Genomic DNA, 17,142 nt, shown 5'->3' on the forward strand with positions numbered 1-17,142 from the left:
GGTGTTTTTGATGAAATACAAAAATGAACAAGGTTTTACCTTGATTGAGATGTTGATTGTCATGCTGGTTATATCAGTTCTATTGATTATTACAGTACCCAATGTAATGAAAAACCAGGAAGCAGTTAATAGTAAGGGATGCGAGGCATTCGTAAAGATGGTTGAGGGACAGGTACAAGCCTATAAATTAAAGGAAGATACGCTTCCGACGATGGAGAAGCTTATCTCTTCTGGTTTTTTAAAAGAGGATGTTAAATGTCCGGAAGGAAAAACCGCGGTGATTTCGGATGATGGGACTGTAACTCTTCAGGGACAATAAAAATGGAAAAGAACGAAGAAGGGTTTACGTTAGTAGAGGTGTTGATTGTACTTGGATGTCTGACGTTAATGCTGACTATAGCAAGTGCGGTTACAAGTAAAATGTTTGAAACATATGAACAGCAAGCATTTTTAAATCAACTGGAGAAGGATATTTACTATGCTCAGGTCTATGCAATGGAAAATAACACGTATGTCTTACTAAGATTTGTAACTGACCAAAATGAATATTCAGCTTACTCATACAAAACAAACAGTCATATTATTTCGACTCAGAAGGCCGAATCAATCAAGTTTAAAAAAGTTGGCAATGTGCCAATTACCTATATTCCAGCAGGAAATATCCAAAATCCAACAACAATCTATTTAACCGATAAAAATGGTAAAACGATATACAAGCTTGTCTTTCAATTAGGGAGGGGGAGATTTTATATATCAAAAGTATAAAGAGCATGGATATGCTATCTTGGACCTGCTGATTTCGTTTGGAATACTTATCTTATGCTGCTGTTTATTGCTTCCGGCATATATGGAAAGCATTACGCTAAAAAATGACTTAAGAATGGAGGAAGCCGCTCTTAATAGATTGTTTGAAAATTTAAATGAATATCAGATAAACGGCCGTCCACTGTTTACTGGACAAGCAGAGATTGAGGGGAAAGCCTATACTTTTTATCTTGAAGGGAACGTTTATTATGCAGAGTATAGCAACTCAAAGGATAAATTACAGAAAGTGTATGAAAAGCTGCCTGAAAGATGATGGCTTTACTTTGGTAGAGATATTATTTGCTCTTGGTTTATTTTCGTTATTAAGTGTCTTTATGACGAGTGCACTTGCCAGTATAACAGACTGGCATGTCAGGGATACGAACACAAATACAAGGATGGAATGGAATATCTTTATACGTCAATTGGAACGAGAATTTCAAAAGACAAAAGACTTTGGAGTACCTAAAAGCAATGTCCTTTTACTTGATAAAAGTGGAGAAGAAATAACATATGAAGTCTATAACAATATGGTAAGAAGGCGAGTGGATGGCGCTGGGCATGAAATGGTCCTTCAAGATATTAAGAGCTTTCATGTTAAAAAAGAAGGAGAGTCACTGATCATATCTGTGACTCTTATAAATGGTGATATGTATGAAAAACGGCTGTTCAAACGATACAAATTTGAACCTTCTTAAAAATGAACGTGGAATATTTATGCCTGTTGCTTTATTGTTTTTTTCGGTTATTTTTATCATTTGTATGTATTCGATAGGAAATATGGCTCAGGAAGTGAATTATCATAAGTATCAAACCGAATGGTTAATTACCACCTATCTGGGTGATACGGGTACACATGCTGCAATCTTAATGCTTGATGATGATAGTGTTCCTGAGACAAAAGGGGAATGGATTTATTATAATGGAAGAATAGGCTATCATATAAAACCGCTTGAGAGAGGGTTCTATGAGATCTCATTGGATATTCAGACTGATCATACGGTGAGACGGGAGACGATTACGTACTCAATTGAAGCAAAGAAAGTAGTGAAATGGATAGATAGTTAGGAGTTAGGGGGAGCGAGATGAAAGCCATTTATTTAATTGGATTTATGGGAGCTGGGAAAACGACTGTGGGTAGGGCTCTCGCTGAAAAAATGCGTTGTCCCTTTTATGATAGTGATCAGACGGTGGTTGAACGTACAGGAAGGTCGATTCCGCAGCTCTTTGATGAAGTAGGTGAAGATGGATTCAGGGACCTAGAACAGCAGGCGTTGCAATCATTACCTATCGAAAATTGTATCATTGCGACAGGCGGGGGTATCATTCTTAGGGAAGACAACCGGAAATATATGAAGGAAAAGGGAACCGTTATTTGGCTCCATGCCAATCCGACAGAAATCATAAAAAGGCTCGAGACTGACTCATCACGCCCTTTATTGTCCGGAAATAAAGAGGAACAAATAGTGCAGCTTTATCAAAAGAGGGTTAACCTATATAAGTTAGCTGCTGATTTACAGGTTCATACGGACAGAAAAACAAAAATGGAGATTACAGAAGAGATATTAATGAAAATCACCATAAACTAGCCATCTTTTTTAGAAATTAATGAATAACATCCATGATAAATGGAGATACTTCTGATGGGTGAATGTCGATGAAAACAAATGATTATATAAAATTTTTAACAATTCAGTGGTTAGTGTATATGAAGCAGCCAAAGGAAGTACGTAAAGAGCAACGCCGTCATCATAGAGATGATCGGCCGCCATTAATGAACCATTGGTTCGGAATCATTCCGTTATCAATTGAAATGCTCTTTAAACGTAAGGCGTAATAAAGTTTCTTTAAAAAAGCAGTGGATTTTTTTGCAACCCACTGCTTTTTTGTATTCATTTTTATATCTTCATCAAAGATTAAGCTTTATTCTAAACTATTGTTTAGTTGATGCGAGAATTCAGCCTTAACTTTAAATACCTCTTTTAGATAGCCTGACCGCTAAGATAAAAAAGGCCGCCATTTATGAAGCTGACACGGATTCTGGGTTCATATTGCATTCGTAATGCTTCTTTTTCAAGGTCATACATGTGAGTTTCCTCTTCTTTTTTATCCTCATAAAAATGGTTCAGTAAACTCAAATCTTTATTCCAGCGCACGAGAGCCTCATCAGCCCACCCATGGTCATCCTGATTAATTTTATTTTGGATATAAGTTTTGATACGATGCAATCCGCTTTGATACCGAATAATTGGTGTAAGGGTAAATGTATAATCAGATATTTTAGGTGTAAGCGACAGTTTATCAGCTGAATCAATGAAATTTTCAACGAAAAGACCGTTAATCAGGTTCAATCCTATTGAAAAGAATAAATCCTTTTTTCGGTCGCATTCATAGGAGATATTAACATTTACACCTAACCAAGGAAATAAAGGCATCTGACCACTAGTCACTTTAATCTCCTCAAATAAGCGGATATGCTTCGATAGTCTTTGGGCAGATGCGAATATTTGGTGCAGGCGAGGGGATCCGAAATGTATGAATTCCCCTTTTAAATCAGGAGGAGCTGCCTCTTTGTCGAGGATAAACGTTAAGCTCATCGGATTAGGCACTCCGCCAACTTTCTCGAGATAATGCCAATAAAAAGGTCGGTTCATCAGTTCTTTATCCATATCAATTGTCAACTGCACAGTTAGATGACCTGGCCCTTGATTGATGATTTCGCATTGATTGGCTGTGAAAAATTGAACGAGAAACTCAAGAATTTCCTGTTGCTGCATGTGAAGGCATCTCCTTTTTTAGATCTTGAGCAAGCTGTATTAAAGACGTGAGATTATCCATTTTAACCTTCATCTCACCCTCTGTTTTTGATTTATTGAGGATGTCAGTTAAATGCTCTTCAAGATTCTTAACCTCCAGCCTCGTTAGAATATCATCAAGTTCCCCAACGACACGTTCAAATAATTGAATTTTTTCGTAGAGAATTTTCATAATATGATCCTCAATGGTATTCCTGGTCGCAAAATTATAGATTCTGACATCTTCTGTTTGTCCAAGTCTGTGAATTCGGCCGATTCTTTGTTCCAGTCGCATCGGATTCCAAGGTAAATCAAAGTTTATAATATGATGGCAAAACTGCAGGTTAATTCCTTCTCCACCTGCTTCTGTAGCAATTAAGACTTGTGCTTGTTTTTCGAACAGTTCTTTCATCCAGTCCTTCTTACTACGTTTAAATCCGCCGCGGAATGGAACAGAAGTGATTCCATTTTGCTTAAGAAACCACTGCAAATATAATTGCGTGGCTCGATACTCGGTAAAAATGATAACCTTATCTTTTATAGAATGAATCAATTCAAGCGCTTTTTTCGCTTTTGAATTGCAATCAACCAGTTCGACCAGGTTGATAAGGTTATGTATGGCTTCCTTAAAGCTTAGTCCGGCATCCGGGTTTCGATCGAGCATATTTTTTAACGTAAAGTAGACGGCTTCCCTGCTGCTGCATGCCTCACGCTGAAGGATTAAAGAAGAAAATGTACTCCCGATACCCTCCGGCAATTCTTTCCTAAATGAAGAAACTCCATCATATAGATCCTGTTCCTTTTCGGTGAAATCTATAAAAATTGTTTCAACCTTTCTTTTTGTCCACTCAATGCCGGTATCCTGGCGTTTATTTCGAATCATCACCATATTAACCAATTCTTTTAAATAAGCATCATCCTTTAATGAACGTTTCTTAGCAGAAAAGCGTTCATTAAATTTGGCATAGCTTCCTAAATGCCCTGGCTTAAGCAATGATACAAGATAAAAAATTTCTTCTAGCTTGTTTTGAATAGGGGTTGCCGTTAACAGTAGACAGAACTTTCTCTGGACTTTTTGTACAAACTCATAGTTTTTGGTTTTATTGTTTTTTAACTTGTGAGCCTCATCTATGATGACAATGTCATAGGTTTGTTCGAGTATGGCAGAACGATGAGGCTCTCGTTTAGCAGTATCTATGGAAGTGATTATACATTCAGAATCCCACCCATACCCCTTTCTGTATATGACAGCTGGTATGTGAAACTTCTGATTAAGCTCCTGTGCCCATTGAGATACGAGAGAGGCTGGGACTAGTATTAGTATTTTGCTTGCCAGGCCCCGAATCATATATTCCTTTAAGATCAGACCGGCCTCTATTGTTTTACCAAGACCTACTTCATCAGCTAATATGGCTTTACCATTCATTCTTTCAATGACTTCGGTAGCAGCTTCGAGCTGATGGGTTAAAGGTGTAAATCCTGATAAATGCTTTGGTGCAAGGAGGCCGTTGAAATCTGGAATCAGATTATGCTTTTCGGCATCCAATCCGAGTTTAAAAAGGGAGTAGCTGCACCAGGGGCCATCCTCCATAATCTTTTCCTCAAGCTCCTTTTCCCAATCTTCATCAAAATAGACCTTTGGTGTTAAACTCAATGTGAATCCCAACTTTCTTTATTTAAGCTAGTTAGATAAATGCTTGTTTGTAATTTAACTAAATTCAATAGAATTCTCTTACCTTATATAGGTATAGGTGGTGTCATTAATTTCTAAACAATAGTAGGAGTTTAATCTCCGGCTAAAATCTGATTAAATGCTTTATGCGGATGGCAGAAAATTATAAGGAATTTATTCAGTGACGCCTAAACAATTTTTTTGCCCCAATAAAGCTGAGGTGTTACTGATATTTTTTTAGTTTCCAATCATTCATCGAGATAACGTAAATGTTGCCACCTGATAATTGTTGATGGTAGGATATAAATGTAAGACTATTTAGAAAACGGCTTATCTCTTGCTTTTTGTTTAGTATGACCAATTTACATAATTATATGAGCGAATGAAGGCAAGGGGAGAGACCGTATTTGCGGCACCGAAGGAGCAAATGGTGAATCCATGAATCTCTCAGGTACAGAGACTCTTGCTGGACGCATCTCTGGAGAGCGCTTCCTTTATTGTGAAGCCACCCAAGAGGAAACGCCGAAGTACGTTACCCGGCGGTAAACTTTCAGGTATCAGGACAGAGCCCCCCCTAATAAGGGAGGTTTCTGTCCTTTTTTTCGTGGATCGCTGAAGGATATATCGCTTCGGTCAAATGTGGAAAAGCGGCGTTTTACTTAATAAGTTAACAAGCAATCATTTAAATGGCATAACAAGCAAGAGAATCCGTATAAAACGAATATTTTAGGAGGGTAAGGATGGGAGAATTAAAGCAGACTCCGCTGATCAGTGTGTACAGGGAGTACGGAGGAAAAACAATTGATTTTGGCGGCTGGGAATTGCCTGTCCAATTTTCGGGCATTAAACAGGAGCATGAATCAGTGCGTACAAAAGCAGGCCTCTTTGATGTATCACATATGGGCGAATTCATGATTAAGGGTGCTGGGTCTTTACCATTTTTGCAGCTGATGATGACCAACGATGTCAGTAAGCTGAAAACGGGCCGGGCACAGTATACTGCTATGTGCTATGAGAATGGCGGAACGGTTGATGACCTGATTATTTATAAAAAAGGTGAAGATGATTATTTGTTAGTTGTGAACGCATCTAATATTGATAAAGATTTTGAGTGGTTAAAAAAGCATGCGAGCGAAGATGTAGAACTAAAAAATATATCGGAACAAATAGGGCAATTGGCATTACAGGGACCGCTTGCAGCTGATATATTACAGAACCTTGCAGAGGAAGTAGATCTCAATACCATTGGTTTCTTTGCTTTTCGTGAAGATGTCATGATAAATGGCATTAGTGTACTTGTTTCAAGAACTGGCTACACCGGTGAAGATGGATTTGAATTGTACTGTAAGAGTGAAGATACAGTGAAGCTTTGGAAAGATCTTTTAGAATTCGGTAAGGATAAGGGATTGGTTCCATGTGGACTTGGGGCAAGAGATACGCTTCGGTTTGAAGCAAAACTTCCTTTATATGGCCAAGAGTTATCTCCAAAGATTACACCTATCGAAGCGGGGATTGGGTTCGCTGTAAAAACCGATAAAGAACATTTTATTGGTAAGGAAGTTTTAAAGGAACAGAAGGAAAATAGCGCCCCTAGAAAGCTTGTCGGAATCGAAATGATTGACCGCGGTATTCCGAGACATGGGTACCCGGTTTTCGTTAAGGATGAAAACATCGGGGAAGTGACCACTGGAACACAATCCCCAACCTTAAAGAAAAACGTAGGCCTTGTCCTGATTAATGTAGAATTCGCTAACCTTGATGAGGTAGTCGAGGTTGAGATACGGGGAAAAAGATTAAAGGCGAAAATTGTTAGTACTCCATTTTATAAACGCACTCAGGCAGGAGGAGTAAAAAAATGAAGCATCGTTATTTACCAATGACAGAGCAGGATACTGAACAGATGTTAACAGCGATTGGTGTAGAATCAATCGATGACTTATTTTCTGATATACCTGAAAAAGTAAGGTTTAAGGGTGAATACAAGCTAAAAAAAGCAAAGTCTGAATCAGCACTTCTGAAAGAATTAACTGAGCTGGCCGAGAAAAATGCCAATCTCAGGACCCATAGTTCTTTTCTTGGAGCGGGAGTATATGACCATTACATGCCAGTCATCGTTGATCACGTTATATCAAGATCAGAGTTTTATACCGCTTATACACCGTATCAACCGGAGATTTCCCAGGGAGAATTGCAGGCTATTTTTGAATTTCAAACGATGATTTGTGAACTGACCGGAATGGATGTGGCGAACTCCTCCATGTATGATGGGGGAACTGCTCTGGCCGAGGCAGCCATGCTCTCAGCAGGACATACACGTCGTAAGAAACTGCTTGTTTCAGAGACAGTGCACCCGGAATCACGGGCTGTTTTATCCACTTATGCAAAAGGCCAATATCTTGAGCTTGAAGTTGTCCCCTGTAAAAATGGAGTGACGGATACAGAACAATTGGCGGGTATGATGACTGATGAGGTAGCTGGTTTTATTACTCAATATCCAAACTTCTTTGGCCGAATCGAAAACTTAGCTGAAATTGAACAAATTGTTCATGAACATAAAGGAATGTTAATTGTTTCAAGTAACCCACTTTCACTTGGTGTCTTGAAACCGCCGGGTGATTTTGGTGCAGATATTGTCATAGGGGATGCACAGCCGTTCGGAATCCCGGCTGCATTTGGCGGACCTCATTGCGGATATTTTGCAGTTACTTCTAAGCTGATAAGAAAAGTACCTGGACGTTTGGTTGGCCAAACGGTTGATGAGGATGGGAAGCGTGGGTTTGTATTAACCTTGCAGGCGAGGGAACAGCATATTCGTCGCGATAAAGCGACCTCGAATATTTGCTCTAACCAAGCATTAAATGCTCTCGCAGCCTCTGTGGCAATGACTGCGTTAGGTAAGAAAGGCGTGCAGGAGATGGCGCTTCAAAATCTCCAAAAAGCGCATTATGCAAAGGAGCAATTAAAAGCAAATGGACTTGAAATTGCCTTTGAAGGACCTTCTTTCAATGAGTTTGTTGTTAAGTTAAATGGTTCTGTAGCTGCAGCTAATAAAATGCTCCTACAAAAAGGCATAATTGGTGGTTATGATTTAGCTTGTGATTATCCTGCCTTAACCAATCATATGCTTGTGGCAGTGACGGAGCTGCGTACAAAAGAAGAGATTGATAGATTTGCACAGGAATTGGGGGATTTCCATGAATAAACAGGATCAGCCATTAATATTTGAACAAACCAAGCCGGGCCGTATCGGCTATTCGTTGCCGGAAATGGATGTTCCGGAGTCAGCATTAACTGAGCTTTTGCCTGAGGAGTTCATTCGCACAGAGGAACCAAAGCTGCCTGAAGTATCCGAGTTGGATATCATGCGTCATTACACGGCACTTTCGAGAAGAAATCATGGCGTCGATTCCGGTTTCTATCCGCTCGGTTCCTGTACCATGAAATATAATCCGAAAATTAATGAGAATGTTGCCCGTCTAAATGGATTTGCACATGTTCATCCTCTGCAGGATGCAGAAGCTGTACAGGGTTCTTTAGAGTTAATGTATGATTTGCAGCAAAGTCTAAAGGAAATCACAGGTATGGACGAAGTCACTTTGCAACCGGCTGCGGGAGCGCATGGAGAGTGGACGGGATTAATGATGATTCGTGCCTATCATGAGGCGAATGGTGATTTTGACCGCGTAAAAGTAATTGTTCCTGATTCTGCGCATGGTACGAATCCTGCCTCAGCCACAGTTGCGGGATTGCAAACTGTTACCGTGAAGTCAGGTCCGGATGGTTTAGTAGATTTGGAAGATTTGAAGAGTGTTGTAGGGAAAGATACAGCAGCCTTAATGCTTACAAATCCGAATACACTGGGGCTTTTTGAAGAACAGATCATCGAGATGGCCGAAATTATTCATGATGCCGGTGGAAAACTATACTATGACGGTGCCAATCTGAATGCTGTACTATCCAAGGCTCGCCCGGGTGATATGGGATTTGACGTTGTTCATCTTAACTTGCATAAGACATTTACTGGACCACATGGCGGCGGTGGGCCAGGTTCAGGGCCGGTTGGGGTTAAGAAGGAGTTAATTCCGTTCTTACCAAAACCGCTTATTGTAAAAGAAGAGAATGGCTATCAGCTTGATTACAATCGTCCGCAATCAATTGGCAGAGTAAAGCCGTACTATGGAAATTTTGGAATCAATGTCCGTGCCTATACGTATATTCGGTCTATGGGACCAGACGGATTGAAGGCAGTAACGGAGTATGCTGTCTTAAATGCAAACTATATGATGAGAAGATTGGCAGAGTACTATGATCTCCCATATGATAAGCACTGTAAGCATGAGTTTGTTATCAGCGGAAAACGTCAGAAGAAACTTGGTGTTCGGGCTCTTGATATTGCCAAGAGATTGTTAGACTTTGGCTATCATCCACCAACCATTTATTTCCCTTTGAATGTGGAAGAATGCATGATGATTGAGCCAACAGAAACAGAATCAAAAGAAACACTGGATGGCTTTATTGATGCTATGATTCAAATTGCCAGGGAAGCAGAGGAGAATCCGGAAATTGTACAGGAAGCACCACATACAACGGTAATCAGCCGTTTGGATGAGGCACTGGCTGCTCGTAAGCCTGTATTGAGATATCAAAATTAATAAGAATAAATTTTAAGCAGCTATCATGACCAGATAGCTGCTTTTTTAGAAGAATGAAGTGGTTCAGGATAGGGAGGGAAATACGATCGAAAATATATTCTGCCTTTCAAATGAAAGAATCATGCTGAGAGAAATGATTAGTAGTGATTGGGTTGATGTACATAAATACGCATCACAGGATATAGTTTGTCAGTATCAGCCATGGGGACCGAATACGGAAGAAGAATCGAAAAAATTCGTGAGCCAAGTAATCGAGGATTCAACACAAAAACCAAGAGCAAGGTTTGTCTTCGCAATTATTTATAATGGAAATATGATTGGGGCCGGAGAACTTACAATACGAAGTTTCACTAATAAAGCTGGAGAAATTGGCTATGTTGTTAATCCGGATTATTGGGGAAAGGGAGTGGCGACAGAAGTCGCGTCTTTGTTAATTGAATTTGGATTTAAGGAACTGAACCTGCATCGTATATTTGCAACCTGTGATCCAAGAAATATAGGTTCAGCTAAGGTGTTGGAGAAAGTCGGAATGGTTAGAGAAGGAATCATTCGCGACCATTTGTTCATGAGAGAAGGCTGGCGAGATTCATTATTATACAGTGTTTTAGAACGGTAGCCTGAGATTAGAGTATCGTTCTAATTTCGATTATTCAGTGCCAATCAGGTATAATGGATAAAAGCATCTCTCAAGTTGAGAATCAGCTAAGTAACCGAAAAAGAGGAACATACATGACTGAACATAGCTTCAATGATTTTAACATAAGTCCCGAAATTATTCGGGCATTAAGTAAAATGAATTATTTTCAACCGACAGAGGTCCAGCAAAAGGTGATTCCAATTGCGATTGGTAATCAGGATCTTATCGTAAAAGCACAAACTGGCAGTGGGAAAACAGCTGCGTATGGAATCCCGATTTGCCATCATATAGAGTGGATTGAAAATAAGCCTCAGGCACTTATCCTAACCCCGACCAGAGAATTGGCTGCGCAGGTGAAGGAAGATTTAACGAATATTGGCCGATTTAAGCGGATTAAAGCAGCTGCTGTTTATGGAAAGCAATCATTTGCTAAGCAGCAGCTGGAGCTTAAGCAAAAAAATCATATTGTTGTTGGAACACCTGGAAGAGTGTTGGATCACATTCAAAAAGGTACATTAAATGTTGATGAACTTCGCTATTTGGTAATTGATGAAGCAGATGAAATGTTGAATATGGGCTTTATTGATCAGGTTGAAGCCATTATAAATGAATTACCTAAGGAACGAATCAGCATGCTGTTTTCAGCAACATTGCCGGATGATATTCAAAACCTATCCAATCAATATTTAAAAGAACCAATCTTTATTGAAATTAACAAAAAAGAGATGACGACTCAGTTGATCGAACACTCTTATTATAGGGTCAAGCATGAAAAGAAAGCGGAGCTGCTAAGGAAAGTTACGACGATAGAGAATGCGGATAGCTGCATCGTTTTTTGCCGCACACAGGAACAGGTAAACAATCTGTTTGATACATTGGTTAAATGGGGGTATTCATGCGGTAAAATTCATGGTGGAATGTATCAAGAGGACCGCTTCGATGTTATGAATCAATTTAAACGGGGTGAGTTTCGATATTTAATTGCCACGGATGTCGCTGCGCGCGGAATTGATATTGAAAATATTACACATGTCTTGAATTACGATTTTCCAGTGGAAAAGGAATCCTATGTACATAGGACGGGAAGAACGGGCCGTGCGGGACATACGGGAGTAGCCATTTCTTTTGTAACTCCTTTTGATGAAGAATTATTGAGAGAGACAGAAGAATATATAGGCTTTGCTATTCAGGTAAAAGAGGAGCCAACTGAAGCAGAAGTAGAAAAATGCAGGCCGAATTTCGAATCAAAAATGTTCGAAAATGAGATAAAGGAAGATAAAACGACCGAATTAAACAGTGGAATTATGAAGCTGTTTTTCAATGGCGGCAAGAAAAAGAAATTGAGAGCTGTCGATTTTGTGGGGACAATTGCAAAAATTGAAGGCATATCTGCTGAAGACATTGGAATTATCACAATTCAAGACCAGGCTACATTTGTTGAAATATTGAACAATAAAGGTCCAATCGTCTTACAGGCTATGAAGAATAAAACTGTTAAAGGAAAGAAATTAAAGGTATATGAGGCATTTGAATAATAATAGGATGCTCACCGATCTAAACAGCCCTTCCGAATCGTTCGGAAGGGCTGTTTTAATTAGATCCATCCTAAAGATCTAATCATCATTCTTGATAACCAAATCAGCTCGTTCTAGCGGGGTAACTTTCTTTATATAATACTCTTCTGCTTTCCAGTATCGATTTTGAAATTTATCGATATTCTCCTGTGTGGTCTTGCTTTCACGGCTGAATCTAGTTACTCTGGAACGATCTAGATAAATCATAAAATCAAAGAATGCTCTCCATTCTTTTCTTTGCAGAAATATACCTTCAACGATAATGAGGGAAGTTGCTGGAATCTGGATTACTTGCCATTTTTGCTTATCAGTGGTGGGGTCATATGCAGGGAGGAGTAACTCAGTTATTTCTTTAATTGATTGAAAAAATTAGCTCTTAGCCTCTCCGCGTCCCATTGGAGTCGGTAATATTCAATCCATTCATCGTGACCAGTGTGATAACGTTTATCTTTATCTACAATAAAATCATCAATATGAAAAAGGTGAAATGATAGACTCTGTTTCTCAAGTGACTGTTTCATTCTTTTGGTAAAAGTCGTCTTCCCAGAACGACTGAGGCCATCAATACCAAGAATAAATCTTTGTCCTACTTTAAGTTCGGGTAATTGATTAATTAGATTTTGTATATAATTCCCCATGTATTTCCTTGCCTCCTGTACTTTGAAATTGTCCTCACTTAAATAAAAGAATTTGATTTTTCCGTTATTTAATCTCCTTTAGAAATATTTTCCTTTATAATTATAGAAAAGGCAATACAAAGGAGGCGGTTACGTGGATATTGCTAGACATTATGAACAGATGCCACCCACTTTTCAAAAGTTACAGAAACTGCAGGACAATCTTGAAAAAGACGGGTATTCTTTAGATTCACTTGGACTAATGCTGGACACGGAGGATCAGAATTATTTCGTCACACCATGCGATGTCATTACATTTGCGTCTACCGGAGCGGATGGGATTCATTTTGGTTTATTGACTGATTTTGGAGCTGTTACTGATTTGGAAGAGGCCTATGTGGTTTATGTTAGCCCTATGGATTTTGGATCAGCTGTTTTTTTGGCTGCTCGTAATTTAAAGGAATTTACGAATCTCCTTTTCACGATGAAGGATGCGATCGAAATCGGAAATTTTCTTTCGATTGAGATGGCTGATGAAGGAGAAGAAAGTGAAGACAAAGCGGAATACGAATATGATGAAGAAGAGTTTTTACAAGAGAGGAAATATGTACTTGGAAAATTAAAGGAATCATTAAATTGTACGGTTATTCAAGATGTAAAGTCATATTATAAGAATCTATTTAAGGAGAGAAAACAGCAAATCGCTATACATACACAAGACGGGATTGGGGTGATTCCGATAAGTAATCAACCAATCACACGCGATAAATACGAATTAGAAGAGGATGTGGAAATTGACGTTCAAGATTTACAGGCATACTTTCAGAAAGCTTCCGTAGAAAATAAACTTGCTTTTGTCAGAGATGCACAAACTCTTGGCATTATAATGGATGATGAAGAAGTCCGGGAGTTCGTTTTAAGTGAGCTAAGGGGACTTGGATACAAGATTGAAGCGGATCGATTACAACACAGTAATGAATCCGATTAAAGAGAAAAGTTTTCCACATATCTGAATGGGTATATTAATAAGTAGCCTCCTTTTGTGGAAGAATATAAAAATTATTAATATCGAGTTAGAGGGAGAATAATGGATTTACTTTTATCAATTATATTGCTTTTAGTCATGCTTTTAATATCGAATATTATTAGCCACTATATTCCATCCATCCCCACCGCTTTAACTCAAATAGCTTTGGGGATTTTATTTGCTTTATTCATACAGGATCTATCATTTGAGTTAAAAGCGGAATGGTTTTTGCTTTTATTTATTGCACCGCTATTATTTAATGATGGACGTCGATTTCCACGCGATGATTTATGGAAAATGCGCTGGCCAATATTGGCCAATGCATTTATTCTTGTTTTTTTAACGACTATAATTGGCGGATATTTTATTAACTGGCTGATTCCCAGTATTCCGTTGGCCGCTGCTTTTGCTTTAGCAGCTATCCTTTCTCCAACGGATCCAGTAGCGGTGAATGGAATTGCCGAAAGGATTTACTTACCGACGATTATTTTACGTCTTGTTCGAGGCGAATCGTTGATTAATGATGCGTCTGGTTTAATTGCCTTTAATTATGCGGTTGCTGCGGTTGTAACAGGTTATTTTTCATTGCGGGAGGCAGCAGCCGATTTTGTTTATGTGGTCATTGTTGGCGCGATTGCTGGTATTATCCTCGGATTATTAGCTATCCTAATCCGTTATTCACTAAGAAGACAAGGGATACAGGATGTTACCTTTTATTCTTTGCTGCAATTTGTAACGCCATTTATTGTTTATATTGTTTCAGAAGAAGTCCTGCACGCCTCTGGTGTAATTGCTGTAGTAGCTGCAGGTATTGTTCATTCCAGTTTAAGTGAAAAGACTGGAATGAAAAGTGCGGAGGAACAGGTGGTCACTGAGAATATGTGGTCGATCATCTTGTTTGTACTCAATGGAGTGGTGTTTTTATTATTGGGTTTGAGTTTGCCTTCTTCTATGAGAGCAACGGTAGAGAATCCTCTAATCAGCAATTGGCTTGTGCTCGGTTATGTCCTGGCGATTGGTTTGGCTATCATGATTATCCGAATTGTTTGGTCCTACTGCTTCTTAAGCATGGGTTATTACATAACTAACAGAAAAGAACAATCGAAGCCCAGCTGGAAAGTGGCCCTTCTAACCGGCTTGACTGGCGTACGCGGTGCAATTACCATGGCAGGTGTATTGTCAATGCCATACTTTGTAGCAACTGGAGATTTATTTCCTGAACGGTCTCTAATTGTATTTATAGCAGGCGGTGTTATTTTATTTACTCTTTTAGCTGCGACTATTCTATTGCCTTTGATCAGTAAAAAAGCCATTGAACCAGAGAGTGATGAAGAGAAAGAGTTTTTAGATGCTCAGATGAAATTAAAAATATTGAGGACTGCCATAAAGCGGATTGAAGAAGAACTAGAGCCGGAGAATCAATCCGCTGGTTACGAGTTAATTGGTGAATATAAAAAGATGATTGAGCAAATTCGCTATGAAAATAAGGATTTAGAATTTATTAAGGTATCGCAAAAAGAGAGAATAGAGGCTCGCTTAGTTGGTTTAAGAGCAGAAAGACATTATATCCAGGAGGCTGCTGCTGATGGTTCTGTAAGTGAAGAGATTGTGAAAAGACTCGAGAAGTCCTTGGATATAAGAGAAAATTTACTCACAGAGAATTTCATGTCCAAAATAACGACTCTTTTTGGCCAATTATATAGGAAGTATAAGCAATATAAGCGTGTGATAACCAAGGAAAACGAAAAGACGGCAGTCCTGTTAAATGATATGCGGGATATTCAGATTCAGGCGACAAAAGCTGCCATTGAAAGTCTAGAAAAATATGTAGAGGAAACGAACAATTCACATGTTTCATCCATCATTTATGAGTATCGAAGAATTATTGATAAACTGAAGCAACCAAATAAAGCCCGTTCAAATAATAGTATGAAGGATCAGCAAAAAGAAGAATTACGTTTCAAAGCTATTGAAGCTGAACGAGCTGACATTCAGCGAATGTATGAAGAAGGCCAAATAAATCGCGAACTGGCTCAGGATTTACGTCGATTTGTGAATTATGTGGAGAGTGTTATGCTTCAGGAAATTGAGGAATAGGCTTGCAGGTGTTCTACCTGTGAGCTTTTTTGTTTACCGTTTAAAGGTAAAGGGAAATGTGAGTATAAGATTTCACATAAAATACATTTTTGGTCAAATATACCACTATCTTAGATGATAAAATTTAGGAGAATAAAACGGAGGAGGCAACCAACATGAAAGTATTTATGATTGGCGGTACGGGCTTATTAGGTGCTGAAGGCGCAAGGGTATTAATTGAACAAGGGCATGAAGTGGCAACATTGTCACTGCCACCTATCCCTGAAGGCAGTAACCTTCCTGAAGAAATGGAGATAACTCTGGGAAATTATTTAACATTGACAGATGATGATATTCGTAAATATTTAACAGGCTGTGACGGATTTGTTTTTGCGGCAGGTGTAGATGAAAGAGTAGAGGCACCATCACCAATCTATTCATTTTTTGAAAAATATAATATTACACCATTAGAACGGCTATTAAGAATAGCAAAGGAATGCGGTGTCAAACATTCAGTTGTACTGGGGTCGTATTTTGCTTATTTTAATAGAGAACTACCCGAGTATGAACTGACGAAGCACCATCCATATATAAGGAGCCGTGTAGATCAGGCTAATATGGCTTTATCCTTCGGGGATGATGATATGAGTGTAGCCGTTTTGGAGGTTCCATATGTCTTTGGAAGCCAGCAGGGACGTAAGCCTGTTTGGGTATTCCTTGTTGAACAGATTCAAAATATGAAAGAAGCTGTCATGTATCCTGAAGGAGGAACAACCATGGTGACAGCGAAGCAGATCGGGGAGTGCATTGCTGGTGCCTTAATAAATGGGAAGACAGGTAATTACCCGGTTGGCTATTATAATATGGAGTGGAAAGAAATGCTGACCATCTTCCATAAATACATGGGAACACCGGACAAAGAAATCATAACAATTCCTGCCTCTAATTATATTGAAGCGATGAAGGCGAAAGCAGAAAAACAAAAGAGTGCTGGAATAGAACTGGGATTGGATACGGCTGAATTCGCAAAAATCTTTACTAAAAATCTTTTCATTGATAAAAAGACAATTGTTGACCACTTTGGTGTACAGCCAGATGATATAGAAAAAGCCATCGGAGAATCAGTTCAGTTAAGTCTGGATATATTGGAAGGAAAAAAAGCCGTAGTTGATATGAAAGCTGAATAAATCTACATGAGAGAAAAATATATATAAAGGAAGGGAAGCTTTGTTTCCTTCCTTTTTGTTATGAAAAAGGTAATGGGTCATTATAAAGAACCTTAACAAAA

17 protein-coding genes, 1 pseudogene and 2 riboswitches are annotated in these 17,142 nt (G+C 38.9%); of the genes and pseudogenes, 15 read left to right on the top strand and 3 right to left on the bottom strand.

Annotated elements, in window-relative coordinates; all coding sequences use genetic code 11:
* The first annotated feature begins 10 nt into the window (after positions 1-10).
* From comGC to AC4BHP_RS01680, 7 genes are all read left to right on the top strand, one after another.
* Positions 11-319, top strand: a complete 309-nt coding sequence (gene comGC, locus AC4BHP_RS01650) for a competence type IV pilus major pilin ComGC (RefSeq protein WP_066105062.1) — start codon at positions 11-13, stop codon at positions 317-319.
* 2 nt (positions 320-321) lie between these two features.
* The gene (gene comGD / locus AC4BHP_RS01655) at positions 322-765 is read left to right on the top strand and encodes a competence type IV pilus minor pilin ComGD (protein ID WP_066105059.1); all 444 of its coding nucleotides are present in this window, start codon (positions 322-324) and stop codon (positions 763-765) included.
* 19 nt (positions 766-784) lie between these two features.
* Positions 785-1,078, top strand: coding sequence for a hypothetical protein (locus AC4BHP_RS01660; protein WP_066105056.1), 294 nt, complete (start codon positions 785-787; stop codon positions 1,076-1,078).
* Entirely contained in the window at positions 1,056-1,502 is a 447-nt protein-coding gene (comGF, locus tag AC4BHP_RS01665) for a competence type IV pilus minor pilin ComGF (protein WP_066105054.1), read from the top strand. The genes AC4BHP_RS01660 and comGF overlap by 23 nt, the downstream gene beginning before the upstream one ends.
* A 19-nt stretch (positions 1,503-1,521) precedes the next feature.
* Positions 1,522-1,872, top strand: coding sequence for a hypothetical protein (locus tag AC4BHP_RS01670; RefSeq protein WP_490551144.1), 351 nt, complete (start codon positions 1,522-1,524; stop codon positions 1,870-1,872).
* A 17-nt stretch (positions 1,873-1,889) separates the two neighbouring features.
* Positions 1,890-2,393 (top strand): shikimate kinase, encoded by a 504-nt coding sequence (locus tag AC4BHP_RS01675; RefSeq protein ID WP_066105050.1) that lies wholly within the window; start codon positions 1,890-1,892, stop codon positions 2,391-2,393.
* Between the two features lie 68 nt (positions 2,394-2,461).
* Positions 2,462-2,641: a YqzE family protein gene (locus tag AC4BHP_RS01680; protein ID WP_066105047.1), complete on the top strand. Its 180-nt coding sequence runs from the start codon at positions 2,462-2,464 to the stop codon at positions 2,639-2,641.
* Positions 2,642-2,786: 145 nt separating this feature from the next.
* On the opposite strand, the gene AC4BHP_RS01685 is transcribed toward AC4BHP_RS01680, so the two are convergent.
* Together AC4BHP_RS01685 and AC4BHP_RS01690 are read right to left on the bottom strand one after the other, a co-directional pair.
* Entirely contained in the window at positions 2,787-3,581 is a 795-nt protein-coding gene (locus tag AC4BHP_RS01685; RefSeq protein ID WP_066105044.1) for a YqhG family protein, read from the bottom strand.
* Positions 3,559-5,190, bottom strand: coding sequence for a DEAD/DEAH box helicase (locus tag AC4BHP_RS01690; protein ID WP_139892644.1), 1,632 nt, complete (start codon positions 5,188-5,190; stop codon positions 3,559-3,561). The genes AC4BHP_RS01685 and AC4BHP_RS01690 overlap by 23 nt, the downstream gene beginning before the upstream one ends.
* Positions 5,191-5,653: 463 nt before the next feature.
* Positions 5,654-5,744, top strand: a riboswitch (glycine riboswitch).
* 3 nt (positions 5,745-5,747) lie between these two features.
* A riboswitch (glycine riboswitch) is annotated at positions 5,748-5,839 on the top strand.
* A 172-nt stretch (positions 5,840-6,011) separates the two neighbouring features.
* Between AC4BHP_RS01690 and gcvT the strand changes: the two genes are divergently transcribed.
* From gcvT to AC4BHP_RS01715, 5 genes are all read left to right on the top strand, one after another.
* The gene (gcvT, locus tag AC4BHP_RS01695) at positions 6,012-7,130 is read left to right on the top strand and encodes a glycine cleavage system aminomethyltransferase GcvT (RefSeq protein ID WP_490551145.1); all 1,119 of its coding nucleotides are present in this window, start codon (positions 6,012-6,014) and stop codon (positions 7,128-7,130) included.
* Positions 7,127-8,473 carry an aminomethyl-transferring glycine dehydrogenase subunit GcvPA gene (gene gcvPA / locus AC4BHP_RS01700; RefSeq protein ID WP_066105037.1) on the top strand — a complete coding sequence of 449 codons (1,347 nt, stop codon included), beginning with the start codon at positions 7,127-7,129 and terminating at the stop codon, positions 8,471-8,473. Before gcvT ends, gcvPA begins: the two co-directional genes overlap by 4 nt.
* Positions 8,466-9,923, top strand: coding sequence for an aminomethyl-transferring glycine dehydrogenase subunit GcvPB (gene gcvPB, locus AC4BHP_RS01705; protein WP_066105034.1), 1,458 nt, complete (start codon positions 8,466-8,468; stop codon positions 9,921-9,923). Before gcvPA ends, gcvPB begins: the two co-directional genes overlap by 8 nt.
* 121 nt (positions 9,924-10,044) lie before the next feature.
* Positions 10,045-10,539 (top strand): GNAT family N-acetyltransferase, encoded by a 495-nt coding sequence (locus tag AC4BHP_RS01710; RefSeq protein WP_490551641.1) that lies wholly within the window; start codon positions 10,045-10,047, stop codon positions 10,537-10,539.
* Positions 10,540-10,652: 113 nt separating this feature from the next.
* Positions 10,653-12,095, top strand: a complete 1,443-nt coding sequence (locus AC4BHP_RS01715; protein ID WP_490551146.1) for a DEAD/DEAH box helicase — start codon at positions 10,653-10,655, stop codon at positions 12,093-12,095.
* A gap of 78 nt (positions 12,096-12,173) precedes the next feature.
* Here the strand turns inward: AC4BHP_RS01715 and AC4BHP_RS01720 are convergent.
* Positions 12,174-12,772: pseudogene (locus tag AC4BHP_RS01720) on the bottom strand (kinase).
* Between the two features lie 133 nt (positions 12,773-12,905).
* Here AC4BHP_RS01720 and AC4BHP_RS01725 point away from each other — a divergent pair.
* From AC4BHP_RS01725 to AC4BHP_RS01735, 3 genes are all read left to right on the top strand, one after another.
* Complete coding sequence (locus AC4BHP_RS01725; protein WP_490551147.1) at positions 12,906-13,739, top strand: hypothetical protein; 834 nt, start codon at positions 12,906-12,908, stop codon at positions 13,737-13,739.
* A 99-nt stretch (positions 13,740-13,838) separates the two neighbouring features.
* A complete protein-coding gene (locus AC4BHP_RS01730) occupies positions 13,839-15,875 on the top strand; it encodes a Na+/H+ antiporter (protein ID WP_148630108.1) in 2,037 nt (678 codons plus the stop codon).
* A gap of 155 nt (positions 15,876-16,030) precedes the next feature.
* Entirely contained in the window at positions 16,031-17,041 is a 1,011-nt protein-coding gene (locus AC4BHP_RS01735) for an NAD-dependent epimerase/dehydratase family protein (RefSeq protein ID WP_139892499.1), read from the top strand.
* Positions 17,042-17,142: the final 101 nt, after the last annotated feature.

This window comes from Pradoshia sp. Z4_20, from assembly GCF_058216035.1.